The organism is Rhodoferax sp. (genome assembly GCF_014859475.1).
Taxonomy (GTDB): domain Bacteria; phylum Pseudomonadota; class Gammaproteobacteria; order Burkholderiales; family Burkholderiaceae_C; genus Rhodoferax.
In genome coordinates this window covers 1-23723 of record NZ_JACUUE010000029.1, presented here as the reverse complement: position 1 = coordinate 23723, position 23723 = coordinate 1, and the positions used below count along the sequence as shown (strand labels likewise).

Sequence of the window (23723 nt, the reverse complement as noted above, 5' to 3'; positions counted from 1 at the left end):
GCCACGCTTCGCTCGCGATGACGAAGTCTCTGTTCAAGGTCCGTGTGCGGTATCGTGCCAGATACGGCTGGCTCGCGATGACGGGATTCATTTATATTCTGATGCGACTTCAGTGCCATGACCGAAAAGCCTGAGGTATTTAAATTTCAATCTTGCTGCCCAATTCCACCACCGAGTTGCTGGGCAGCTTGAGGAAGCTGGCCGCGCCGCTGGCGTTGAGGTGCATTTGGGCAAACAGTTTTTCGCGCCAGTGTGCCATGCCGCCGCCCAGCGTGGGCGCGATGGTGTCGCGGCTCAGGAAATAGCTGGTGCTCATGGGTTCGAGCTCCAGTCCGCGGCGCTTGATCAGCTGCAGGGCGCGTGGCAGATTGGGGTCGTTCTTGAAACCGTAGTTCACCACCACTTGCCAGCAATCGTGCCCGAGCGGTTCAAGTTCCAGGCGCTTGTCCATGCCGATCCAGGGCACCTCATGGTTCACCACCGTAACGAACAGGTTGACTTCATGCAGCACCTTGTTGTGCTTGAGGTTGTGCAGCATGGCGTTGGGCACGGTGCCGGGCGCTGCGGTCAAAAACACCGCGGTGCCGGCGACGCGGGTGGGCGGGGTAACAAACACGGCTTCCAGAAAACCGGTCAGGTCGATGGCATCGGCAGCCAGCTTTTGGTTCATCAGGCGTCGGCCGTCCTTCCAGGTCAGCATCAGGGTGAACACGCCAGCGGCAATCAGCAAGGGGAACCAGCCGCCGTCGATCAGCTTGAGCAGGTTGGAGCTGAAAAATGCCAGGTCCACCGCAAAAAACACGCCCGTGATCGCCAGGCACATCGGCAGCGAGTAACGCCAGGCGTAGCGACTCACAAAGAAGGTCAACACCGTGGTGATCAGCATGTCGAGCGTCACGGCAATGCCATAGGCAGCCGCCAGGTTGCTTGATGACTTGAACAGCATGACCGCCAGCACAATCAACACAAAGAGCCCCCAATTGACGAACGGCATGTAGATCTGGCCGGTCTCCTTGATGCTGGTGTGCAGCACCTGAAAGCGTGGCAAATAGCCCAATTGAATGACCTGTTTGGTGACCGAAAACGCGCCGGTGATCAGCGCTTGTGAGGCAATCACGGTGGCCAGCGTGGCCAGGCCCACCAGCGGCAGCAGAGCCCAGTCGGGCGCCATCATGAAAAACGGGTTTTTAACCGCCTCGGGGTTGCTCAACAGCAGCGCGCCCTGGCCAAAATAGTTCAGGGTCAGGCTCGGCATGACGATGCAAAACCAGGCCAGGCGGATCGGTTTTTTGCCAAAGTGACCCATGTCGGCGTAGAGCGCCTCACCGCCGGTCACGCACAGCACCACCGCGCCCAGAATGATGAAGGTGGTGAGCGGCTTGGCCCACATGAAAGCCAGAGCATGGTGCGGGCTCAGGGCCCACAGAATCTCGGGGTTGTGAAAGATGTGCGACACGCCCAGCACGGCAATGCAGGCAAACCAGATCAGCGTGATGGGCCCGAAAAACTTGCCGATGTCGGCGGTGCCGCGTTTTTGCACGGCAAACAGGCCAAACAAAATCAGCAGCGTGAGCGGAATCACCGCCTTCTTGAAATTGGGCGACACCACCTCCAGGCCTTCCACTGCGGACAACACGGAAATGGCGGGGGTGATCACGCCATCGCCGTAAAACAGGCAGGTGCCGAAAATACCCACATACAGCAGCACGCGCCGCAATTTGGGTTTGTCTTTGACCGACTGTGAGGCCAGCGCCAACATGGCCACCAGACCACCTTCGCCATTGTTGTCGGCGCGCAGCACCAGCGTCACATATTTGAGCGAGATGATGACCGTGAGTGTCCAGAAAAAGATCGACAAAATGCCCATCACGTTGTCGGTGGTGAAGGGCACGTGACCGGAGCCAAACACTTCCTTGACGGCGTACAGCACGCTGGTGCCGATATCGCCATAGACCACACCAATGGCACCCAGGGTGAGTGCGCGCAGTGATGATTGAGAAATTGCCAAATAGTCACCCGGGGGTGTCAGACCGCCGGGCTCCGTGTCGTGAGGGGTCGCTATTTTGCGTCAGAAACGCGGGCTATTCGAAATCCTGCGCGTCGGGGTCGGTGGCTTCGAGCTCGTAGCTGGCGGCGAGCATGGCCAGGCGCCCGACCACGCCGTACATGTAGAAGCGGTTGGGCACGCTGGCGCCGGGTTTGACGCCGGGCTGCGGCAACTGGGTGCTGTGCTCGAAGGCCAGCGGTACGTAACCGGCACCGGGCGCGTTGAGGTTTTCATCGATGCCACGGTTGGCGTGGACCCGGTAGAAGCCGCCCACCACGTAGCGGTCCATCATGTAGATCACGGGCTCAGCCACGGCATCGTTGACGCGCTCCTGCGTCAGCACACCTTCTTGCACCATGAAGTCGTGTGGCAAAAACGGTGCTTTGCGGCCCCGGTTCAAGGTCTGGATGCGTTCCCGCAAGGCCTGCATGTCCCGGGCGTCGCGCACGGTGACAATGCCCAGCTCGTGGGTGCCGTGGTCGGCCTTGACCACCACAAAGGGCTTTTCCTTGATGCCGTACTCTTTGTACTTGCGTTTGACGCGCGTCAGCACCACGTCGACCTGGCTTTGCAGGCATTCCAGGCCGTTTTCCTGATCCAGGTTAACGGCTTCGCAGCGGTCGAACAACGGATAGATCAGCCAGGGGTCCACCCCCAGCAACTTGCCCAGGCGCTTGGCCACTTCTTCGTAACACTTGAAATGCGTGCTCTTGCGCCGCGTCGGCCAACCCGCGTGCAGCGGCGGTAACAGGTATTGCTCGTAGGTTTCTTCCAGAATGCCGGGCACACCGGCGCTCAGGTCGTTGTTGAGCAAAATGGTGCAGGGGTCGAAGTCTTTCAGGCCCAGGCGGCGTTTGGTCCGGGTGACCGGCTCGAGCGTCACCTTGTCGCCGTTTTGCAACTCGAACGTGGTGTTTTTCTTGATGGCGGGGTCAATCGAGCCGAGCCGCACATTGAGCCCCGCCATGTTGAAAATGCGCTGCAACTGGGCCAGGTTGGCCAGGTAAAAACTGCTGGGCTGGCCGTTTTCCGGGATCACCAGCAGGTTGCGCGCCTCGGGGCAAATTTTCTCGATGGCTGCCATGGCGGCCTGCACCGCCAGCGGCAGCATCTCGGGCGTGAGGTTGTTCCAGCCGCCGGGGTACAGGTTGGTGTCCACCGGGGCCAGCTTGAAGCCGGCGTTGCGCACGTCCACCGAGCTGTAAAACGGCGGCGTGTGCTCCATCCATTCGAGTCGGAACCAGCGCTCGATGGCGGGCATGGAGTCGAGCACGCGCTGCTCCAGCTCGTTGATGGGGCCCGTCAGGGCAGTAATCAGGTGCGGAACCATAGGAGACCTTGCTAAGTGTGGGCGTTGATTTTAAGGGGTCGCACCAAGGCTCATTTGCGTACTTCCCCTTCGCCCAGCACCACGTACTTGAGCGAGGTCAGGCCTTCGATGCCGACCGGGCCGCGGGCGTGGAACTTGTCGGTGCTGATGCCGATCTCGGCGCCTAACCCGTATTCAAAACCGTCGGCAAAACGGGTGCTGGTGTTGACCATGACGCTGGCCGAATCGACCTCGCGCAAAAACTGCTGGGCGTGCATGTGGTCACGCGTCAGGATGGCGTCGGTGTGGTGGCTGGAATACTGGTTGATGTGGGCAATCGCTTCATCCACACCGGTCACCACCTTGATACTGATGACGGGGGCCAGGTATTCCTCGAACCAGTCGGACTCCAGTGCGGGCTGCAACAACATCTTGTCGGGGCAGGCTTGCAGCAGCGCCAGGGCTTCGGGGTCGCAGCGCATCTCGATGCCCTTGGCCGCATAAATGGCGCCAATCAACGGCAAAAATTGCGCCGCCACGCCGCGCGCCACCAGCAGGCTTTCGGTGGCGTTGCACGGGCTGTATTTGTTGGTTTTGGCGTTGTCGGCCACGCGGGCGGCCATCGCCAGATCGCACGGGTCATCGACATAAGTGTGGCAATTGCCGTCGAGGTGCTTGATAACCGGCACTTTTGCATCGCGGCTGATGCGCTCGATCAGGCCCTTGCCGCCGCGCGGAATGATCACATCGACATACTGCGGCAGGGTGATGAGTTCGCCTACCACGGCGCGGTCGGTGGTTTGCACCAGCTGCACCGCGTTGGCGGGCAGGCCGGCATTAATCAGTGCCTGTTGCACCAGCTTGGCAAGCGCCTTGTTGGAGTCGATGGCTTCCGAGCCGCCGCGCAAGATGCAGGCGTTGCCGCTTTTGATGCTCAAGCTGGCGGCTTCGATGGTGACGTTGGGCCGGCTCTCGAAGATCATGCCAAACACGCCAATGGGCACGCGCATCTGGCCCACGCGGATGCCGCTGGGTTGCTGGCGCAGTGCGGTGACCTCGCCAATGATGTCGGCCATGGCGGCGAGTTGCTCGCAGCCTTGGGCGCAGGTTTCGATCACCTTGGGGGTGAGCTTGAGCCGGTCCACCATCGGCGCCGCCAGCCCTGCGGCTACGGCGCGATCCAGGTCTTTGGCGTTGTCGATTTGCAGCGCATCGACGTTGGCGCGCAAGAGGTCGGCGAGTTTGCGCAAAGCCGCGTTTTTGACGGCGGCTGGCGCTTTGGCCATCAGGGCAGAGGCCTGTTTGGCCTGCAGTCCCAAAGCTTGGGTGTCGGTGGTGTTCGTGGTCATGCTCATGGTCGATCAGGGTTGTGGCATCGCCTCAGGCAGGGCGCGGCCCAGTTGACGCTCGAGTTGGGTGAGTGAGATCAGGCCGCGGATGCGCGCCGGGCCCTGGCTGGTGGCGGCCTGCACCACCAGCAGGTGGCTGTGCTTGAGTTTTTTGAAGGTCGCGATCACCTGGGCCACGGTGCTTGACTTGAGTTCGTCGTAGTCCAGCGCATCGAGCATGGCCAGCGGCGTCATGACATCGGCCACCGACAGGTCCTGGCGCAGCACGTGACGCTCGTTGACCAGTCGCATCGGCTTTTCGCCCACCAGGTCGGCCAGCGTGATCAGGCCATCGACACACGGGAAACCGCTCACCACAAACAGCGAACGCACGCCCTGGTGGATCATGGCCTGCTCGGCCTGCTGCAGCGAGAGGTGCGGGTCGATGGTGGCCGCCTTGACGCTGGCCAGGTCGGTCATGACCTCGGTGCCGGGAGACTGCTCTGTCACCGCCTCGTGCGACTTGGGCTGCGCTTGCGGGATGCAGGTGTTGGCGGGGAAGCGGAAGGTTGACAGGGCAGTAGCGTGCATGACAGGTTTCCTGGGGAGGGTTGGCAAAGGGAGAATCGTACTTGATTTGCATCAGCGGGAGCGCTTGGCACCGAGTCAACGCAAAAAGCCTGCCATCCGGGGGAAAACACCAGCATACAATGAAGGCTCACTCATATTTGTCGTTTTTCAAAACTTACTGACTGGAGATTGATGCCCATGCGTCTTATCAAAAAAATCGGCCTCGCCCTGACTTTGGGCGCAGCTCTCATCAGTAGCGCCGCCCTGGCACAGCAGCAATTTGTCAATGTCCTCACCGGCGGCCAGAGCGGCGTCTATTACCCGCTGGGCGTGGCGCTGTCGCAGGTGTATGCCAAAGCCATTCCCAATGTGCGTTCCACGGCGCAAGTCACCAAGGCCTCGGCCGAAAACCTCAACCTGCTGCAGGCGGGTCGTGGTGAGCTGGCGCTGGCGCTGGCCGACTCGGTGTCAAACGCCTGGCAAGGGGTTGAAGAGGCAGGTTTCAAGACCAAGCTCGACAAGCTGCGCGGCCTGTCTGCCACCTACAACAACTACATCCAGATCGTGGCCAATGCTGACTCCGGCATCACCACACTGGCTGACCTCAAGGGCAAACGCATCTCGGTGGGTGCCGCCAAATCGGGCACAGAACTCAATGCCCGTGCCATCCTGAAAGCGGCCGGCCTGTCTTACGCCGACCTTGGCAAGGTGGAATACTTGCCGTTTGGCGAGTCGGTTGAGCTCATGAAAAACCGCCAGCTCGATGCCACCTTGCAATCGGCCGGTCTGGGTGTGGCCTCCATCCGCGACCTCGCCACCTCGATCAAGGTTGTGGTGATTCCGGTGCCCGCTGACGTGGTCACCAAGGTGGGCGACGCCGCCTACCAGCCGTCCATCATTCCAGCCAATACCTACGCTGGTCAGACCGCTGATGTTCCCACGGCCGCCATCCCCAATTTTCTGGTGACACATGCGGGCGTGTCTGACGAGCTGGCTTACCAAATGGCCAAGACCATGTACGACAACATCGACACCTTGTATGCTGCCCACAATGCGGCCAAGGCCATCAAGCGCGACAACGCCATCAAGGGCATGCCGGTGCCGTTGCACCCGGGCGCTGAGCGCTATTACAAGGAAGTCGGCCTGATCAAGTAAGCGCACAAAAAGGGCCAGTCAAGCCGCATGACCCAGCCCATGAACGAAACCAGTCCGGGCGCCGACGCCAACGAGAGAGCGCACGCGCCCCTGACCGGTGCCGTGTTCTGGATCGCCATTTTCTTCTCCAGCTACCAGTTGTGGATGGCGGCGTTTCACCCGCTGTCGAGCCAGGTGATCCGCGCCATCCACGTCGGCTTTGTCTTGCTGATGATCTATGCCATTCATCAGCCCATGGACGGGCGCTCGGCCCTGTGGCGGGGGATTGGCTGGGGCATGGGCCTGAGTGGCTTTGCCTTTGGCGTGTACCAATGGGTGTTCGAGGCCGACCTGACCCAGCGCTCGGGCGAGCTCACCACGTTTGACTGGGTGGTGGGCGTGGTTACCGTGGCGCTGGTGTTTGATGCCGCCCGGCGCGCCATGGGCTGGGGCTTGCCGCTGATTTGCGGTGTGTTCCTGCTCTACGGCATGTTCGGCGAGCACTTGCCGGGGGCGCTGGCCCATCGCGGCTTCGGGCTGGACCAGATTGTCAGCACCCTGGGTTTTGGTACCGAAGGCATTTACGGCACGCCCACTTACGTGTCATCCACCTACATTTTTCTGTTCATTCTGTTTGGCTCCTTTCTGGAGCAAGCCGGCATGATCCGCCTGTTTACCGACTTTGCGTTGGGCACCGTGGGCCACACGCGCGGCGGCCCGGCCAAGGTGTCGGTGATCTCATCGGGGTTGATGGGAACCATCAGCGGCTCGGGCGTGGCCAATGTGGTCACCACCGGGCAGTTCACCATTCCGCTCATGAAGCGCTTTGGCTACAGCCCGGCGTTTGCCGGCGGCGTGGAGGCCACGGCCAGCATGGGCGGGCAAATCATGCCGCCGGTGATGGGCGCGGTGGCCTTCATCATGGCCGAAACCATCAACGTGCCTTACATCGAGATTGTCAAGGCCGCCTTGATTCCGGCCATTCTGTACTTTGTCACCGCGTTCTGGATGGTGCACCTGGAAGCCGGAAACAAGGGCCTGATAGGCATGGCCAAGGAGGACTGCCCCAACCCCTGGACGGCGGTGCGCGAGCGCTGGTACCTGCTGCTGCCGCTGGCGGGGCTGGTCGGCTTGCTGTTTTCAGGCTACACCCCGCTGTTTTCCGGCACGGTGGGCTTGGGCCTGACCGCCATTCTGATTTTTGGCGCCGCCGTGATCAGCGGCGTCAAGCGCACGCCGCTGCGGGCGCTGGCCTGGGTGCTGCTCGGCTTTGCCTGCGCGGGCTTTTTCCAGTTTGGCGTGGGCGCATTTTTTGTCATCATTGCCCTGCTGATTGCACTGAGTTTCATTCGCCGCACCGGCGCTGATGCCCGGCGACTGGCCGTGATTGCCCTGATGGACGGCGCACGCCACGCTCTGCCGGTGGCGATTGCCTGCGCCTTGGTGGGGGTGATCATCGGCATGATCAACCTGACCGGTGTGGCAGCAGAGTTGGGCGGCTACATCATTGCCGTGGGCGAAAACAGCTTGTTTCTGGCGCTGCTGCTGACCATGCTGACCTGTCTGGTGCTGGGCATGGGCATTCCCACCATCCCCAACTACATCATCACCAGCTCGCTGGCCGCACCCGTGTTGCTGCAGTTGGGTGTGCCGCTGATCGTGTCGCACATGTTTGTCTTTTACTTCGGCATCATGGCCGACCTGACGCCGCCGGTGGCGCTGGCCGCCTTTGCGGCAGCACCCATTGCCGGCGCCAGTGGCCTGAAAATCAGCATGCAGGCGCTGCGGGTGGCCATTGCCGGTTTCATCGTGCCCTTCATGGCGGTCTATAGCCCGGCACTGATGCTGCAAAGCGGCGACTGGCTCGACACGAGTTGGATCGTCTTCAAGGCGCTGGTGGCGATTGCCATGTGGGGCGTGGGCGCCATCGGCTTTTTGGTGACGCGGCTCAACCCGGTGGAGCGCGTGGTCGCCATTGGCTCGGCCAGCCTGCTGGTGGTGGCGCTGCCCTTGACCGACGAACTGGGCCTGGGCCTGATCGCCGCGTTCATCGCCTGGCACCTTTGGCGCAGCCGCGTGCGTTGAATGCGGCATCAATTTGACCTGCAGCAAGCTATGGAAAACCTGGCCCGGACTGCTATCGGCCCGAGGGCGGACCTCCTGCAAAATACCGGGCAGGCATTTCTTGATGTGACGGCTGTTGTGTGGGAGCGGCGCCCGCGCCGCGATGGCTTGGGGTTTTGCCTTTGAGCCTAGATGCCTCAGTTGGACGCGTCCGAGTGGGCTGCTGGTGGCGTGTCTGGGTAGGCGCGACGACGCAGCGGGCTACTGCCCGCAAGGAGAAGCAACGACCCCAGGCACGCTGCCAGCGGCACAATCGCTCGCGTAGCGCTTTCACCCAAAAGGTGAACGCGATCGAAGTCACTTTTTCTAATCAGTTCAATGCATTATCGAAGTTTTCAAGCGGTCAGCTGAGGAATCTAGGTTGAGCAGCCTGGGCATTTGCCTGAGCCTGGCGGCTGCCTTGCAGGGCGCGCCTGCTGTGTTTGTGCCGGTGACCGGATTCACGCTGGCCTGGACCCACTCGATTGAAAAAGTGCGCTGGGAAGAAGACTACGCGGTGCGGCCGGATGTGGTGAGCGGCCAACCGATGCTGCACGCGGCGCAGGCCCGGGTGCGCGGCTCGGCGGCCGGCATGGAGCCGCCGCCTGATGCGGTGTTGCGCCAGGGCTGGTACCACTACACGCCAGCCATCACCAAGCCACCCGAGCTGCGCCTGACCCGCTCGGAATTCACCCCCGATTACGAGGTCTGCGTGCAAGGCCGCTGCCAGCCCATGGCCGACTGGATGCCTTCAGACGGTGGCATCACGCTGCTCAGGGCTTGCCGCCAGCCCAAATAATGAAAGACAGGCGTCATTGCGAGTCGCGCAGCGATGTGGCAATCCATGCAACTGGGAGTCATGGATTGCTTCACTTCGTTCGCAATGACGATGCTTTTTCACGTTGACTCACAGCTGGCAAAAACAGCGCTTGCAGGTCGTTCAAAAAGTCAAAACCACGCACGCTGGGCTGGACGTGCGTGCCATTCACAACCAGCAAACCCTGCGTCTGCGCTTGTTGCAGGCCGGCTTGCAGCGCAGACAGCGGCATGCCGGTGCGCTCGGCAAACAGACCAATATCAAAGCCACCCGCCAGCCGCAGCGCGTTGAGCATGAACTCGAAGGGCAGCTCAGAACGCTTGACATCCACGTCTTGCACCACGCATTGCCCGGCCAGTGCCTGAGTCATGTACAACTCGGGGTTGCGCGCGCGCACCTGGCGCACCACCCGGTGGGCGAAGCTGAGCTTGCTGTGGGCCCCCGCACCCAGCCCCAGGTAGTCGCCAAACTGCCAGTAGTTCAGGTTGTGCACGCTGGCGTGGCCGGGCAGGGCGTAGGCCGAGACCTCGTAGCGCTGCAGGCCTGCCGCGCCGGTCAGGTCGGTGATCAGGTCGAGCATGTCGGCGGCCATGTCGTCCTCTACGGCGGCGGGCGGGAACTTGGCAAAGTAGGTGTTGGGTTCGATGGTGAGGTGGTAAATCGACAGGTGGCGCGGCGCCAGCGCCAGCGCAGTCGTCACATCGGCGCGCAACTGGTCAAGCGTCTGGCCGGGCAGGGCGTACATCAAATCAAGGTTGAAGGTGTCAAACGCCTGCGCTGCTTCTTCGACCGCGGCGATGGCCTGGTCGCGATCATGGATTCGGCCCAGCGCGCGCAAAAAGTCGTCGTCGAAGCTTTGCACGCCTACCGACAGGCGCGTGACACCGGCCGTCCGGTAGGCCTTGAAGCGGTCTTTCTCAAACGTGCCGGGGTTGGCTTCGAGTGTGATCTCGGCGTTCGGCGCCAGCCGCAATCTGGCCCGAAAACCGGCCAGCAACTGGTCGATGGCTTGCGGCGAGAACAGGCTGGGCGTGCCACCGCCCATGAACACGGTTTGCACGCTGCGGCCCCAGATGAGTGGCAGCGCGGCCTCCAGATCGGCCATCAGCGCGTCGATGTAGCGTTGCTCGGGCAGTTCGGCGGCGCGCATTTCATGCGAGTTGAAGTCGCAGTACGGGCATTTTTTGAGGCACCAGGGCAGGTGCACATACAGCGATAAGGGTGGCAGGCTGCCCAGTTGCAGTGTGCCGGGGCGCATGTAATGCTGGATGTCACGCGGGCTGGAGGTCAGGCTTTGCTCGGATGCGTCAGTTTGGATCGGAATCATGATTCGGCCGCGAGATAAGAAGGTTCAAGGTGTTTGGCGTGTGTGCTGCGCGGCAGCCCGATGGGGCGACCGCCTCATACTGGGGTACCAGAAATCGGCAATCACCCCATCGGGCTGCCGCGCCGAGAGGGCGGAGCGCTTGCAAAGGCTTTTTGGGGCCAGGAGTCCGGTAGCCCAGCAGCCCCAATAACGATTGGCGACCGATGTTCTTGAACGAGCGTCCAGCGAGGTAGGCCCTTTGGGGGGCTGACGATTTCTGGTACTCCAGTAGAGGCAAGCCGCCCAAAGGGCCTGCCTCGCGGGTTTTGTTCAAACGGTTTTCGGTATTTGACGCCTCACAACCAGCGCTCGCGCATCAAAGCCACCATGGCCGCCGCGGCCCGCCCCCGATGGCTGTTCGCGTTCTTGATTTCGACCGGCAATTGGGCAAAGGTCAAACCAAACTCGGGGATGAACATCACCGGGTCAAAACCAAAGCCGTTGGAACCCACAGGCTCACGGGCAATCTCGCCCACCACCCGGCCCACCGTCACCAGCGGCTCCGGGTCATCGGCCGAGCGCAGCGCCACCAGCGTGCTGACCAGCGCCGCGCGCCGGTTGTCGATGTTTTGCATCTGCTCCAGTAGCGCGCGCACGTTGTTGTCGTCACTCTTGGGGTAGCCGAACCGGGTGGCGTAAAACGCGGTTTGCACGCCCGGCAAGCCGCCAAAGGCATCCACGCACAAACCGGCATCGTCAGCCACGGCGGGCAGACCACTGTGCCGGGCGGCATGGCGCGCCTTGGCCAGCGCGTTTTCAATGAAGGTGTGAAATGGCTCCTCGGCCTCGGGAATGCCGAGGCTACCCTGCGGCACCAGCTCAAAGCCCAGCGGCGCAAACATGGCGTGTAACTCGGCCAGCTTGCCCGCGTTGTTGGAAGCTAGCACGATCTTCATGCGCGTGCCTCCCCGTTGAGTGCGGCCTGCTGCAAGGCAATTAGTTCACGAATGCCCTGGTCGGCCAATGCCAGCAGCGCGTCCATCTCAAGGCGGCTGAAAGCGGCGCCTTCGGCGGTGCCTTGCACCTCCACGTAATGGCCGCTGGCCGTCATGACCACGTTCATGTCGGTGTCGCAGGCCGCGTCTTCGGTGTACTCCAGGTCGAGCAGCGGCGTGCCCTGCACGATACCCACCGAGATGGCTGCCACCGCCTCGCGAATGGGGGATCGGGCCAGCTTGCCTGCGGAAATCAAGCCGTTGACCGCGTCCTGCGCGGCGACAAAAGCGCCGGTGATGGCGGCGGTGCGGGTGCCGCCGTCGGCCTGGATCACGTCGCAATCCAGGTGCAGGGTGCGCTCACCCAGCAGCGTCAGGTCAAACACCGAGCGCAGCGCACGGCCGATCAGGCGCTGGATTTCCTGGGTGCGCCCGCTCTGCTTGCCGCGCGCGGCCTCGCGGTCGCTGCGGCTGTGGGTGGCGCGCGGCAACATGCCGTATTCGGCGGTGACCCAGCCCTGGCCGCTGCCCTTTTGGTGCGGCGGCACCTTGTCGAGCACCGAGGCGTTGCAGAGCACCTTGGTGTCGCCGAATTCGATCAATACCGAACCTTCGGCGTGGCGGGTGTAGCTGCGGGTCAGGGTGACCGGGCGCAGGGCGTTGGCGGCGCGGGCGCCGGTTCTTTGGTATGGGGTCATGTCAAAAGCTCAAATCGAGTGGGGTGCTGGTTCCGGCTGGTTTGTCCTTGGGTGAAAACGCAGGTGTCTGGCCGGTGGTGTCGGCGAAGTCGTCCGGTATGGTTGTTGGGTCGTCGGGTGTTTGCCAGCCAAGCGCCAAACAGGTGACGTTGTCGCTGCGGTGGCCCGCCTTGAGCAGCGCCTGTTCGACCAGGTCGGGCACCGCGTGTTCTACGGTTTTTTGACTCAGCTCGCTGACAATGTACTGTTCGGGCAGGCTGGACCACAAGCCATCAGAGCAGAGCATGAGTTTGTCGCCTTGTTGCAAAGTCAAAGGCTCGGCCATACTGTAGACGGGTTTGACGGGTGAGCCCAGACAGGTGAACAAGACATTGCGGTTGATCTCGGCTCGGGCAGTGTCCTGCAGGCCGCGACTGCGTTCGACCAACGAATGATCCTGGGTGCGCGCCAGCAAATGATGCCGGCGCACCAGGTACAGCCGCGAGTCGCCACAATGGACCCATCTGACCTGGCCCGACTGGATGACCGCCACCACAAGGGTAGTACGTGGCGAATCGTGCATGCCCTTGTCCATCGCGTAGTTGAGAATCCGCAGATGCGCCGCCATCATGGCGTCGTCCAGAAAGTCGGCTACATCCTCCAGTTTGGGCTGGGCCATTTTTTGAAACATGACCGCCACGGTTTCAATCGCCAAAAACGCAGCCACTTCGCCTTCGGGGTGTCCGCCCAGACCATCGGCCAGCATCAGCACGGCGCTGTCACGGGTGTAGCAATAACCCATGCGGTCTTGGTTGGCCTTGCGGCCCCCCTGGCGGCTCAGCTGGAAGACTGAAAACAGCATCAGAAGTTCTTGCCTATTTGCGTGACCATGAGGACCTTTTTTTTGGTGTTGGTCATCACGTTGTCAAACTGAAGCTTGAGCTTGTCGCCCATGGTCAGCTGCGTGTAGCGCCGTGCCCCGGTTCGGTTCAATTCCTTTTGCAAGGCAAAAACAGTCTGCGGCCGCTTCTGCGGCTTCAGCTCCATGCACCAATGCACGATTTCCAGCAGGTCATCGGAGTAAACACCTTGCAGGCGCTTCAAGGTCTTGATGGTTTTGTCTTCGGGTGCGCGTTGTGGCGCATCACTGGGCGGGAAGCCGTGCATACAGGCAAACATGCACGCACCGATGGCGTAAATATCGGTCCACGGACCCATAGTGGTGTCGCGCCGGTACATCTCCGGCGCGGCAAAGCCGGGGGTGTACATGGGGCGGATGAAGTTGCCTTCTTTGCTCAGCACTTCACGCGCGGCGCCAAAGTCGATCAGCACGGGCTTGTTGTCGTCGGTGATAAAAACATTGGCCGGCTTGATGTCGAGGTGCAGCATTTTGTGCTGGTGGACAATGCGTAAGCCGCGCAGAACTTCATCAAACAGCGAGCGGATGGTGGATTCGCGAAAGACCTTGGCTTGCCTGAGATTGCGGGCCGTCACAATGAAATCTTGCAGAGTGGCGCCTTCCAGAAAGTTGGTCACCATGTAAACGGTTTCGTTTTCCCGGAAAAAATTCAGCACGCTGATCACCGAAGGGTGGGAGATTTGCGCCAGCGAGCGCCCTTCTTCAAAAAAACTTTTCAGGCCCAGCCGGTACAGCGACAGCTTGTCGGGCGCCACCTGCGGCTGCAATTGCCCCGGTGCGCGCGAGGCCAGCGAGGCGGGCAGGTATTCCTTGATGGCCACCAGCTGGCCATCGGTTCCGGTCGCCAGATAAACCACGCCAAAACCGCCGGCTGCGACCCGGCGGATCACCCGGTAACCCCCGATCAGGGTACCCGGCGTTAATGCGGATGGTTTTGGGTTGGCCATATTTATAAGAGAGCGGACATCGGTTGTTGCTGGAACCGGGTTATTCTTGACACCATTCAACTCAACGGATGATTGCCATGTCAGTTTACAGCATGACGGGTTATGCCAGCGCGCAGCACAAGCCCGCCACAACTTCCCCGGTAACCGACGCTCCGACGGGGTCAGGCGCGCGGCTGGGTCTTGAAATTCGGTCGGTGAACAGCCGTTATCTCGATTTGACCTTCAAGCTCAGCGACGAATTGCGCAGCTTTGAGCCGGCCCTGCGCGAGCTGCTGGTGCGCAGCCTCAAACGCGGCAAGGTGGAGGTGCGCGCCGCGCTGGAAAGCCATGTCGCCAATGAGGTGGCCGAGCCATCCACCCGGCTGCTGCAACGCCTCAACACGATCCAGGACAGCGTGAAGGCCTGGTTGCCGCTGGCCACACCCCTGAGCGTGGCTGATGTGATCCGCCTGACAGCGGGCAGCGCGGTGGGTGAGCGCGACTGGCAGGCCGACCTGCTGGCGCTGGCCGAGCAGGTGCTGGCGGCGCTGCTGGCAGCGCGCGAGCGTGAAGGTGCCCGCTTGGCCCTGATGCTGACGGATCGCATGGCGCAATTGCGCAGCCTGGCAGCGCAAGCCGAGCCGCTGGTGCCGCAGCTGGTGGCCCAGCAACGCCAGCGTTTTCTGGACCGCTGGCGCGATGCCATGGGCATGGTCGAGGGTGGCGCTTTGCCCGAGGCCGCGCAAGACCGGGCGCTGGCCGAAGCCACCGCGTTTGCCATCCGTATCGATGTAGCCGAAGAGCTGACGCGGCTGAGCTCGCATCTGGACGAACTGGAGCGGCTGATTGCCAAGGGAGGCGAAATCGGCAAGCGGCTCGACTTTTTGATCCAGGAGTTGCACCGCGAGGCCAACACGCTGGGCTCCAAGTCGGCAGCGCTGGAGCTCACACATATCTCGGTGGACATGAAGGTTCTGATCGAGCAAATGCGCGAGCAGGTGCAAAACATAGAATAAGCCCGTTACTGACCTTTTCATAAGAGCCCTGTTGTGATCGACTACCCCGGAAATCTGTTTGTTGTGGCCGCCCCGAGCGGTGCTGGCAAGTCCAGCCTGGTCAAGGCCTTGCTGGAAATCGACGCCCAGGCGCGGCCGTCGGTGTCGCACACCACGCGGGCACCGCGTGGCCAGGAGAAGCACGGCCGAGAGTACTTTTTTGTCTCCGAGCCCGAATTTGATGCCATGGTGCAGGCCAATGCTTTTGTGGAGTGGGCGCACGTGCACAACCACCGCTACGGCACCTCGAAAAAAGCCATTGAAGAACGTATGGCGCAGGGCTCGGACGTGATCCTGGAAATTGACTACCAGGGGGCGCTGCAAATCAAGAAAATATTTGCCAATGCGGTCACCATTTTCATTTTGCCGCCAAGCTGGGAAGAGTTGCGCTCGCGCCTGGAGCGCCGCGGCGAAGATGCCGCCGAGGTCATTGATGCCCGACTGCAAAACGCCGCGGCCGAGATGGCGCAGGTGTCGCAGTTCGACTTCGTTATAATCAACGAGTCGTTTGACCGCGCCGTGTTCGACCTCAAATGCATTGTGCATTCACAGCGGCTCAAGTATCTGGCGCAGCGCCGCGCCAGGGCCGACACCTTTCAAGCACTGCATATTGCCTAGTAGTCCGGTTCACCAAAATGCTTACATGAAATCTGGTCTTTTCCAGCCATGCGTCGTTGTTCGTCGTTGCAATAGCTACGGCTATTGCGCCTCCTCCCGCCTAGCCTGACTGAAAAATCCTTCAATTTCATTTTGTAAGCCTTTTGATGAAACGCACTACCAGTGCCCCCACCTGTTTTTGGAGAATTCATGGCCCGTATCACTGTTGAAGACTGCCTGTTGCAGATTCCTAACCGCTTCCAATTGGTGTTGGCGGCATCCTACCGTGCCCGCATGCTCAGCCATGGCCACGCTGCCAAGGTCGAGAGCAAGAACAAGCCGGGCGTGACCGCCCTGCGTGAAATTGCCGCCGGCAAGGTGGGCATCGAGATGCTGAAGAAAGTACCCTTGTAAGGCAGCCGGCCTTGCGTCACCATCAAAAGCACCGCATGCGGTGCTTTTTTGTTTGTGCTGGTCAAAATTGCATCCGGCGCGCTATATTTACGGCATGTGTGCCACAACCAGCCCGAAACCGTCAACAGCCAGCCATGGCAAGCCCGAGTCCAAGGATTTGAGTGCTGCCGAGTCGAATGCGGCGGCGGCAAGTTTCGCGCGCCTGACCAATCGGCTCGATTACCTCAGTGCCGACGACCTGGCCAGTGTCAAATCGGCCTACCGTTATTCTGATGAGGCGCATTTGGGGCAACTGCGCAACAGCGGCGAACCCTACATTACCCATCCGATTGCGGTGGCGGCCCAATGCGCCGAATGGAAGCTTGATGCCCAGGCGCTGATGGCCGCGCTGCTGCACGATGCCATGGAAGATTGCGCGGTCACCAAGACCGACCTGATCGAACGCTTTGGCGCCCCTGTGGCCGAACTGGTGGACGGTCTGACCAAACTCGAAAAACTGCACTTCAATACGCGCGAAGAAAACCAGGCCGAGTCGTTTCGCAAAATGCTGCTGGCCATGGCGCGCGATGTGCGCGTGATCTTGATCAAGCTGGCTGACCGCACCCACAACATGCGCACCCTGTCCGACGCGCCACGCGCCAAGTGGGGCCGCATTGCCTCTGAAACGCTGGAAATCTACGCCCCGATTGCCCACCGGCTGGGGCTCAACCAAACCTACCGGGAGTTGCAAGACCTGTCGTTCAGGTACCTGCGACCCTGGCGCTACACCATTTTGAGCAAAGCGGTGGCCAAGGCGCGCGGGCGCCGCCGTGACCTGATTCAAAAAGTGCAAGCCGACCTGGAGGCCACCTTTGCCCGCCATGGCATGGCGGTGCGTATCTCGGGCCGCGAAAAAACCCTCTATTCGATCTACCGCAAGATGGACGATAAAAACCTGAGCTTTGCCCAGGTCACTGACATCTATGGTTTTCGCGTTATCGTTCCCGGCCTGATCGACTGCTACACCGCGCTCGGGTTGTTGCACCAGCTCTACAAACCGGTGCCAGGCAAGTTCAAGGACCACATTGCCATCAGCAAAATCAACGGCTACCAGTCCTTGCACACCACTTTGGTGGGGCCTTCCAACATCAATGTGGAGTTTCAGGTGCGCACCGAAGCCATGCACCTGGTGGCCGAGACGGGGGTGGCCGCGCATTGGCTGTACAAGGAAAGTCCCGACGAGGCCAATACCAATCCTGATCGCCTGGGCTCAAAATGGCTGCAATCCCTGCTCGACATCGGCAACGAAACACACGACGCCACCGAGTTTTGGGAGCATGTCAAGGTCGATCTTTTTCCCGATGCGGTCTATGTCTTTACCCCGAAAAACCGGATCATGGCCATGCCTCGCGGTGCCACGGTGGTCGATTTTGCCTATGCGATTCACAGCAACGTGGGCGACCTGGCGGTGGCGGCCAAAGTCAACAACGAGCCGGTTGCGCTGCGCACCGAAGTGCGAAACGGCGATGTGATCGAGATCATTACTGCCCCGAAATCCCATCCCAACCCGGCCTGGCTGGGTTTTGTTCGTACGGCGCGGGCACGCTCCAAAATTCGCCAGTATTTGCGCACCCTGGCGCAGGACGACTCGCAACTCCTGGGTGAAAAAATGCTGTCGCAAGCGCTACGCGCCGAGGGCATTGAGCACCTGCCCGATGAGCAGGGTCCGATGGTCGCCATCTGGGACAAGTTGCTGCGCTTTAGCGGTAACCGTACCCGCGCCGACTTGCTGGTGGAAATAGGCCTGGGTCGGCGCATTGCCAGCATTGTGGCCAAGCGCCTGGCCAAGTTGCTGGTTGATTCAGGCGAAAAGCCCAATGCCCTGCTGCTCACGCGCGAGCGTTTCGTGGCCGGAGATGCCGTGGCCCAGGGCAGCGTTGCCATTGACGGCAGCGAGGCCACATCGGTGCGCTTCGCCGATTGCTGTCGCCCGATCCCTGGTGATGACATTGTCGGCTACCTCGGGCGCGGCGAGGGCTTGACCATTCACACCAGCCAATGCCAGGTGGCCACCAAGCTCATTCACAAAGACAGTGATCGCTTCATGGCCGTGGAGTGGGCCGATGAGCCTGTGCGATCTTTCGAGACCGGCATCGTGGTCACGGTGAACAATGGCAAAGGGGTGCTGGCCAAGGTGGCTGCTGCACTGGCCGCTGCCGAGGTGGACATCGTCCAGTTCAGCATGGCCGACGAGTCGCCGCAAGGAGTGGTTGACCTGAAGTTCATCATTGCCGTGCGCGACAGGCAGCAACTCGAAGTCGCGCTGCGCAATTTGCGCCACATCCAAGTGGTGTTCAAGGCGCAGCGAATGACCAACGGCAATTAGGGCTCGTAAAGTAATGAGCTGTGCATTTTGACAGCCGGATTTGGGATGCAGTGCTAGGCGATTTGCAACGACGCAATGCGCCCAAAGATGGCTAGGCAAAAGTACAAGTTATTGCTTTGCGCGCCCTTGGTCTGGCGGAGGCGCAGGCTGCTTTCCCGGGCCGGGTTCAGGCAATTTCTTGTTGACGCGCCAAAATCGGTCCAGCAGCGGTTTGACGCTGGTGCCATGCACAAAAATGGACAGTGTGACCACAATCAGTGTCAATTGCATCAGTTCCATGGCCAGCCCTTCAGGCAGGCCATGCTGGATGGCAAACATCAGGTAGTACAGGGAACCAATACCCCGCACGCCAAACCAGCCGATCAGGCTGCGGATGGTCCAACTGGTGCTGGTGCCCAGCAGGCCGGCCATGACGCTCACCGGACGCACCACCACAAAAACAAACAGCGCCAGCGCCACGGCGCGCCAACTCCAGGAGTCAAGAAACAGCGAGCCGCCGATCAGCAGCACCAGCATCAACTCCGAGAGTCGCTCCAGGTGCTCTTTGAAGACCAGTGATTGCTCGCTGATGGTGACGGCGGCCGTCTCGGGCAAGGCGACAGCTGGCGCGGCGCTGATGTCGATGTCTGGGTGATGCGCCGCGTCTTGCAGATCGGCGCTCAACTGCTTGAGTTCGGTTTGGCGCAGCGCGACGGCGGCAAAAAACACCGCCAGGAAACCCCAGGCGTCCACCATCACGCTCAGACCATAAACCACACCAATCAAACCCAGCCCAAGAAAGTCGTTCATGAGCGTCTGGTTGGGCGCCAGGCGGCGCAGCTTGCGTCCCCAATGGGCCAGCGCCATGCCAGCCGCCACGCCGATGCCGATGCCCGCCGCCGTGGCCCACAGCACGTCGACCAGCACCCAGCGCAGGCCGGAGTCGCCCAGATCGTGAAGTCCGAGCAGGCCCAGGCCCAACATCACGAACGGAAACGCGCTGCCGTCGTTCATGCCGGCTTCGCAGGTCAGGGTGAAGCGCAACTGGTCGCGGTCGCCCGGGTGGCGGGTTTGCACATCGGTGGCCAGCACCGGGTCGGTGGGCGACAGAATTGCCCCCAGCAGGATGCCGGCACCCAGAGGCAGCCCCAGGGCGTAATAGGCAAAGGCGGCGATCAGTCCAACGCTGGCAACCATCGACAGCGAGGCCAGCATGATTGGCGCCCGCCAGCGTGCCAGGCGCACCGGGACCGGCATCTTGACACCGGCTGAAAACAGCGAGATCAGCACCACCATTTCGGTCAGCACTTCCAGCAGCGCCGATTCCTTGAGTGGATTGAAGTGAAATAAATTGAACACGGTCGGGCCCACCAGCAGACCGACCGCCAGATACACCATGGCCGGTGTCACGGGCAGGCTTTTGAACAACGACGCGGTCAGGCCGCGCGTCAGCAGCAGCCCGCCAACCAGTAAAAACCACAGCGCATTAGTCATTGATCAATCTGTTCAAGGTGGCTTCAGCTCCGGCCGCTTGCCAGCTCGTTGGCAAACTGGTGATTGACGTCGCGATGCTTGGCCTCATCCTGGCGGATCAGCAGGATCAGCAGGCGCTCCAGCCAGGTCGGTTTGGCAATCTCGATGAAGGTCATCAAATGCATGCGCTCATTTTCGGCCTCGTCAATGAGCACACGAATCCAGCCACGGTCACTTTCCATGCGGCGCAGGGCGCGCAAGTGCTGTAACGCACCGCCCACCATGCCCGGCACGGCGGCCACCGTCTCCAGCACCACCGCGCGGTGGCCATAGCGCTTGGAAAAAAACGCGTCAGCAAAGAACCGCATGAACTTGACCAGCGCACGGGCGCTGCGATCACGAAAACCTTCAGGCTGTTTGTGGGGTTGCGCAAAAGAGGTGTCTGTCATGGCGAAATTCCCGGAATTTGACCGCAGGAGGTCACGACCGGGATGGTGATCTGTCCTTGCGCTGTCGCCACAGCATAATGGTTCACTGTAACCCGGTCTGTGCGCCAGCTTACCGATGTCCTTGTCCTTTTGGCCAGGCGGGTGTTGGTTGAGAAGTGAGTAGCATCGGGGTGTGAAATGCCCACCTCACCATGCCTGACATCAGCTCATCCCTGTTCTGGATCGCTGGCGGCATGCTGCTCACCGACCCGGTCATGCCGGTTGCGGTGTCGGCCAGCATCCCTTACGCCCATTACGTCTTTGCGATCACTGGGGCGCTGCTGGTGGTGCTGGTTGGCAAATGGCTGGGCAGTCGGCGCACGCCGCCCAAGGCGGTGGAACTGTCCGCTGAGGCCGTCAACCCCAAACCCTGAGGAATATGGCCATGAACACTTCCTGGCTTATCGCCATTGACGGCTCGGTGTCGTTTCTTAAAGTCATTGATTACGTGATCACCGAGGCCGCCAGCCGCGTGACCCCGGCGCAACTGTTGCTGGTCAATGTGCAGGCACCGCTGTCAGGCGACATCACCCGCTTCATTGACCAAAAAGTGGTGAAGGACTTCCACCGCGAAACGGGCGAGGCCACCCTGGCGCAAGCCCGGCAAAAGTTAGAAGCAGCCGGGATGGCCTACTCGTCACACATCATGGTTGGCGAGACGGTGCGGACACTGATTGAATTCGCCCAGGACAAAGCCTGCAGCTTGATCATCATGGGCGCTCGTGGTTTGGGCAATGTCGCCGGTCTGCTCTTGGGCTCGATCGCCACCAAGGTGGTGAAGTTGTCAACCGTGCCAGTGCTGCTGGTGAAGTAAGTCAGGGTCAGGCCAAATCAAAACGGTCCGTGTTCATCACCTTGACCCACGCCGCGATGAAGTCCTGCACAAACTTGGGCTGGTTGTCATCCTGGGCATAAACCTCCGCGTAGGCGCGCAGCACGGCGTTAGAGCCAAAAACAAGGTCAACCCGGGTGGCCGTCCACTTGACCGCGCCACTCTGGCGCTCGCAGATGTTGTACAGGTTGCGCCCGGAAGGTTGCCAGCTGTAGGCCATGTCGGTCAGGTTGACGAAGAAGTCGTTGCTCAGGGTGCCCACCCGTTCGGTCAACACACCGTGTGCGGTGCCGCCGTAGTTGGTGCCGAGCACGCGCAAGCCGCCAAGCAATGCCGTCATCTCGTGGGCGGTCAAGCCCAGCAACTGGGTGCGGTCGAGCAACAATTCTTCGGCGCTAACCACAAAGTCTTTTTTCAGCCAGTTGCGGTAGCCGTCGGCCAGCGGCTCCAGCACCGCGAACGACTCGGCATCGGTCATGTCGGGTGTGGCATCACCCCGGCCTGGCGTAAAGGGCACGGTCACGTCAAAGCCGGCCGCCTTGGCCGCCTGCTCGATGCCGACGTTGCCGGCCAGCACGATGGCATCGGCCACGCTGGCCCCGGTCTGCGCCGCAATGCCTTCGAGCACGGCCAGCACCCGGGCCAGGCGAGCCGGTTCGTTGCCCTCCCAGTTCTTTTGCGGCGCCAGACGGATGCGCGCGCCGTTGGCGCCACCGCGCTTGTCCGAGCCCCGGAAGGTGCGGGCGCTGTCCCAGGCAGTGGCCACCATGTCGCCCACGCTCAGGCCACTGGCGGCGATCTTGGCCTTCATTGCCGCCACGTCGTAATCAGATCGGCCAGCCGGCACCGGGTCTTGCCAGATCAGCGTTTCTGTGGGTACATCGGGCCCAAGGTAACGCGCTTTCGGGCCCATGTCGCGGTGCGTCAGCTTGAACCAGGCGCGCGCGAACATGTCTGAAAAGTAAGCCGGGTCCTTGAGGAAGCGTTCCGAAATCTTGCGGTACGCGGGGTCCATTTTCATGGCCATGTCGGCATCGGTCATGATCGGGTTGCAGCGCACCTTCGGGTCTTCCACATCGACCGGCCGGTCTTCGTCCTTGATGTTGACAGGCTCGTACTGCCAGGCACCGGCCGGGCTCTTTTTAAGTTCCCAGTCGAGGTTCAGCAGCATGTCGAAGTAACCGCCTTTGCCCACATTCCACTGCGTCGGGTGCGCGGTCCAGGCGCCTTCGATGCCGCTGGTCACGGTGTCGCGGCCCACACCACGGCTGCTGTGGTTGATCCAGCCCAGGCCTTGTTCTTCGAGCTCGGCACCTTCGGGGGGCGGGCCCAGCCTGGCAGCGCTGCCATTGCCGTGGGTCTTGCCCACGGTGTGGCCACCGGCGGTCAGGGCCACGGTTTCCTCGTCGTTCATGGCCATGCGCTCAAAGGTCACGCGAATGTCCCGGGCGGTCTTGAGCGGGTCGGGTTGGCCGTCCACACCTTCGGGGTTCACATAGATCAGGCCCATCATCACGGCGGCCAGCGGGTTGTCCAGATCCCGTTCGCCTGAGTAGCGGCTGTCGGGGTTGTTGCTGGGGGCCAGCCATTCTTTTTCAGCACCCCAGTAAATGTCTTTTTCGGGGTGCCAGATGTCTTCGCGGCCAAAGGCGAAACCAAAGGTCTTCAGGCCCATCGACTCGTAGGCCATGTTGCCCGCCAAAATGATCAGGTCGGCCCAGCTGAGCTTGTTGCCGTATTTTTTCTTGATCGGCCACAGCAGGCGCCGTGCTTTGTCCAGGTTGGCGTTGTCGGGCCAGGAGTTGAGCGGCGCAAAGCGCTGGTTACCGTGGCCGCCACCGCCACGGCCGTCGGCAATGCGGTAGGTGCCGGCCGAGTGCCAGGCCATGCGGATCATCAGGCCGCCGTAGTGGCCCCAGTCGGCCGGCCACCAGTCCTGGCTGTCGGTCATCAGCGCTTTGAGGTCTTTTTTGAGCGCATCGACGTCAAGTTGCTTGACGGCTTCGCGGTAGTTGAATTCTGCGCCCATCGGGTTGGTTTTGCGGTCGTGCTGGTGCAGGATGTCCAGGCTCAACGCCTTCGGCCACCAGTCGGTTTTTGCCATGCTGGCCGATGTCGTGCCGCCGTGCATGACGGGGCATTTGCCTGCAGAACCTGCTTCTGGATTTTCCATTGTGTGCTCCTTGGGTTGCGTGGTGAACTGAGCCACTATAGCCCCGAACGCGGCTTGCCAGGATAACCGGAGGCCCCGTAAGGAAGCAGAGCCTGCTTGCGCCCACACGGCTTAAACTTGTTTTTGGCGAGCGGCAACGCGTTAACGTGAAAGAACGTCGTCATAGCGAACGAAGTGACGCAATCCATGCCCCCTGACTGCATGGACTGCCGCGCT

The 23723-nt window shown here is 61.2% G+C and carries 21 protein-coding genes; 9 read left to right on the top strand and 12 right to left on the bottom strand.

Translation table 11 applies throughout. The features are described 5' to 3' along the window. Positions 1-139 precede the first annotated feature (139 nt). From IBX54_RS04745 to IBX54_RS04730, 4 genes are all read right to left on the bottom strand, one after another. Positions 140-2008: a potassium transporter Kup gene (locus IBX54_RS04745; protein WP_296541516.1), complete on the bottom strand. Its 1869-nt coding sequence runs from the start codon at positions 2006-2008 to the stop codon at positions 140-142. Between the two features lie 73 nt (positions 2009-2081). Then, the gene (gshA, locus tag IBX54_RS04740) at positions 2082-3377 is read right to left on the bottom strand and encodes a glutamate--cysteine ligase (RefSeq protein ID WP_296541515.1); all 1296 of its coding nucleotides are present in this window, start codon (positions 3375-3377) and stop codon (positions 2082-2084) included. A 50-nt stretch (positions 3378-3427) separates the two neighbouring features. Beyond that, on the bottom strand, positions 3428-4711 hold the full coding sequence (locus IBX54_RS04735; protein WP_296541514.1) for a glutamate-5-semialdehyde dehydrogenase: 1284 nt from the start codon (positions 4709-4711) through the stop codon (positions 3428-3430). 6 nt (positions 4712-4717) lie between these two features. Next, the gene (locus IBX54_RS04730; RefSeq protein WP_296541513.1) at positions 4718-5275 is read right to left on the bottom strand and encodes a CBS domain-containing protein; all 558 of its coding nucleotides are present in this window, start codon (positions 5273-5275) and stop codon (positions 4718-4720) included. 177 nt (positions 5276-5452) lie between these two features. On the opposite strand from IBX54_RS04730, the gene IBX54_RS04725 reads away from it, so the two are divergent. From IBX54_RS04725 to IBX54_RS04715, 3 genes are all read left to right on the top strand, one after another. Beyond that, entirely contained in the window at positions 5453-6409 is a 957-nt protein-coding gene (locus tag IBX54_RS04725; RefSeq protein WP_296541512.1) for a TAXI family TRAP transporter solute-binding subunit, read from the top strand. 39 nt (positions 6410-6448) lie between these two features. Then, entirely contained in the window at positions 6449-8473 is a 2025-nt protein-coding gene (locus IBX54_RS04720) for a TRAP transporter permease (RefSeq protein WP_296541511.1), read from the top strand. A gap of 400 nt (positions 8474-8873) precedes the next feature. After that, complete coding sequence (locus IBX54_RS04715) at positions 8874-9290, top strand: DUF1850 domain-containing protein (RefSeq protein ID WP_296541510.1); 417 nt, start codon at positions 8874-8876, stop codon at positions 9288-9290. Positions 9291-9360: 70 nt separating this feature from the next. On the opposite strand, the gene hemW is transcribed toward IBX54_RS04715, so the two are convergent. The 5 genes from hemW to IBX54_RS04690 form a co-directional block, all read right to left on the bottom strand. Next, the gene (gene hemW / locus IBX54_RS04710; RefSeq protein ID WP_296541509.1) at positions 9361-10635 is read right to left on the bottom strand and encodes a radical SAM family heme chaperone HemW; all 1275 of its coding nucleotides are present in this window, start codon (positions 10633-10635) and stop codon (positions 9361-9363) included. A gap of 335 nt (positions 10636-10970) precedes the next feature. Continuing rightward, positions 10971-11570: an RdgB/HAM1 family non-canonical purine NTP pyrophosphatase gene (gene rdgB, locus IBX54_RS04705; protein WP_296541508.1), complete on the bottom strand. Its 600-nt coding sequence runs from the start codon at positions 11568-11570 to the stop codon at positions 10971-10973. Next, on the bottom strand, positions 11567-12307 hold the full coding sequence (gene rph, locus IBX54_RS04700) for a ribonuclease PH (RefSeq protein ID WP_296541507.1): 741 nt from the start codon (positions 12305-12307) through the stop codon (positions 11567-11569). Before rph ends, rdgB begins: the two co-directional genes overlap by 4 nt. Position 12308: 1 nt before the next feature. After that, on the bottom strand, positions 12309-13148 hold the full coding sequence (locus IBX54_RS04695) for a PP2C family serine/threonine-protein phosphatase (RefSeq protein WP_296541506.1): 840 nt from the start codon (positions 13146-13148) through the stop codon (positions 12309-12311). Continuing rightward, positions 13148-14152: a serine/threonine-protein kinase gene (locus IBX54_RS04690; RefSeq protein WP_296541505.1), complete on the bottom strand. Its 1005-nt coding sequence runs from the start codon at positions 14150-14152 to the stop codon at positions 13148-13150. Before IBX54_RS04690 ends, IBX54_RS04695 begins: the two co-directional genes overlap by 1 nt. Positions 14153-14229: 77 nt before the next feature. Here IBX54_RS04690 and IBX54_RS04685 point away from each other — a divergent pair, with 77 nt between their 5' ends. The 4 genes from IBX54_RS04685 to IBX54_RS04670 all read left to right on the top strand — a co-directional run bounded on the left by IBX54_RS04685 (position 14230) and on the right by IBX54_RS04670 (position 18562). After that, complete coding sequence (locus IBX54_RS04685; protein ID WP_296541504.1) at positions 14230-15147, top strand: YicC/YloC family endoribonuclease; 918 nt, start codon at positions 14230-14232, stop codon at positions 15145-15147. A gap of 36 nt (positions 15148-15183) precedes the next feature. Further along, positions 15184-15804: a guanylate kinase gene (gene gmk, locus IBX54_RS04680; protein ID WP_296541517.1), complete on the top strand. Its 621-nt coding sequence runs from the start codon at positions 15184-15186 to the stop codon at positions 15802-15804. A gap of 189 nt (positions 15805-15993) precedes the next feature. Beyond that, a complete protein-coding gene (gene rpoZ, locus IBX54_RS04675) occupies positions 15994-16197 on the top strand; it encodes a DNA-directed RNA polymerase subunit omega (RefSeq protein WP_296541503.1) in 204 nt (67 codons plus the stop codon). Between the two features lie 94 nt (positions 16198-16291). Further along, entirely contained in the window at positions 16292-18562 is a 2271-nt protein-coding gene (locus IBX54_RS04670) for a bifunctional (p)ppGpp synthetase/guanosine-3',5'-bis(diphosphate) 3'-pyrophosphohydrolase (protein WP_296541502.1), read from the top strand. Positions 18563-18670: 108 nt separating this feature from the next. On the opposite strand, the gene IBX54_RS04665 is transcribed toward IBX54_RS04670, so the two are convergent. After that, entirely contained in the window at positions 18671-20035 is a 1365-nt protein-coding gene (locus IBX54_RS04665; RefSeq protein ID WP_296541501.1) for a cation:proton antiporter, read from the bottom strand. A gap of 23 nt (positions 20036-20058) precedes the next feature. Continuing rightward, a complete protein-coding gene (locus tag IBX54_RS04660) occupies positions 20059-20463 on the bottom strand; it encodes an alternative oxidase (RefSeq protein WP_296541500.1) in 405 nt (134 codons plus the stop codon). 191 nt (positions 20464-20654) lie between these two features. Between IBX54_RS04660 and IBX54_RS04655 the strand changes: the two genes are divergently transcribed. Beyond that, a complete protein-coding gene (locus tag IBX54_RS04655; protein ID WP_296541499.1) occupies positions 20655-20876 on the top strand; it encodes a hypothetical protein in 222 nt (73 codons plus the stop codon). Between the two features lie 11 nt (positions 20877-20887). Beyond that, a complete protein-coding gene (locus tag IBX54_RS04650) occupies positions 20888-21316 on the top strand; it encodes a universal stress protein (RefSeq protein WP_296541498.1) in 429 nt (142 codons plus the stop codon). A gap of 7 nt (positions 21317-21323) precedes the next feature. Here IBX54_RS04650 and katG read toward each other — a convergent pair whose 3' ends face one another. Then, positions 21324-23507 carry a catalase/peroxidase HPI gene (gene katG, locus IBX54_RS04645; RefSeq protein ID WP_296541497.1) on the bottom strand — a complete coding sequence of 728 codons (2184 nt, stop codon included), beginning with the start codon at positions 23505-23507 and terminating at the stop codon, positions 21324-21326. Positions 23508-23723: the final 216 nt, after the last annotated feature.

What these genes read in the sequence shown, in the direction of transcription:
- gshA (WP_296541515.1), bottom strand. Translation starts at nt 3,377, where the DNA reads ATGGTTCCGCACCTGATTACTGCCCTGACGGGCCCCATCAACGAGCTG.
- IBX54_RS04735 (WP_296541514.1), bottom strand. Translation starts at nt 4,711, where the DNA reads ATGAGCATGACCACGAACACCACCGACACCCAAGCTTTGGGACTGCAG.
- IBX54_RS04730 (WP_296541513.1), bottom strand. Translation starts at nt 5,275, where the DNA reads ATGCACGCTACTGCCCTGTCAACCTTCCGCTTCCCCGCCAACACCTGC.
- IBX54_RS04725 (WP_296541512.1), top strand. Translation starts at nt 5,453, where the DNA reads ATGCGTCTTATCAAAAAAATCGGCCTCGCCCTGACTTTGGGCGCAGCT.
- IBX54_RS04720 (WP_296541511.1), top strand. Translation starts at nt 6,449, where the DNA reads ATGAACGAAACCAGTCCGGGCGCCGACGCCAACGAGAGAGCGCACGCG.
- hemW (WP_296541509.1), bottom strand. Translation starts at nt 10,635, where the DNA reads ATGATTCCGATCCAAACTGACGCATCCGAGCAAAGCCTGACCTCCAGC.
- rdgB (WP_296541508.1), bottom strand. Translation starts at nt 11,570, where the DNA reads ATGAAGATCGTGCTAGCTTCCAACAACGCGGGCAAGCTGGCCGAGTTA.
- rph (WP_296541507.1), bottom strand. Translation starts at nt 12,307, where the DNA reads ATGACCCCATACCAAAGAACCGGCGCCCGCGCCGCCAACGCCCTGCGC.
- IBX54_RS04695 (WP_296541506.1), bottom strand. Translation starts at nt 13,148, where the DNA reads ATGCTGTTTTCAGTCTTCCAGCTGAGCCGCCAGGGGGGCCGCAAGGCC.
- IBX54_RS04690 (WP_296541505.1), bottom strand. Translation starts at nt 14,152, where the DNA reads ATGGCCAACCCAAAACCATCCGCATTAACGCCGGGTACCCTGATCGGG.
- IBX54_RS04685 (WP_296541504.1), top strand. Translation starts at nt 14,230, where the DNA reads ATGTCAGTTTACAGCATGACGGGTTATGCCAGCGCGCAGCACAAGCCC.
- rpoZ (WP_296541503.1), top strand. Translation starts at nt 15,994, where the DNA reads ATGGCCCGTATCACTGTTGAAGACTGCCTGTTGCAGATTCCTAACCGC.
- IBX54_RS04670 (WP_296541502.1), top strand. Translation starts at nt 16,292, where the DNA reads ATGTGTGCCACAACCAGCCCGAAACCGTCAACAGCCAGCCATGGCAAG.
- IBX54_RS04665 (WP_296541501.1), bottom strand. Translation starts at nt 20,035, where the DNA reads ATGACTAATGCGCTGTGGTTTTTACTGGTTGGCGGGCTGCTGCTGACG.
- IBX54_RS04660 (WP_296541500.1), bottom strand. Translation starts at nt 20,463, where the DNA reads ATGACAGACACCTCTTTTGCGCAACCCCACAAACAGCCTGAAGGTTTT.
- IBX54_RS04655 (WP_296541499.1), top strand. Translation starts at nt 20,655, where the DNA reads ATGCCTGACATCAGCTCATCCCTGTTCTGGATCGCTGGCGGCATGCTG.
- IBX54_RS04650 (WP_296541498.1), top strand. Translation starts at nt 20,888, where the DNA reads ATGAACACTTCCTGGCTTATCGCCATTGACGGCTCGGTGTCGTTTCTT.
- katG (WP_296541497.1), bottom strand. Translation starts at nt 23,507, where the DNA reads ATGGAAAATCCAGAAGCAGGTTCTGCAGGCAAATGCCCCGTCATGCAC.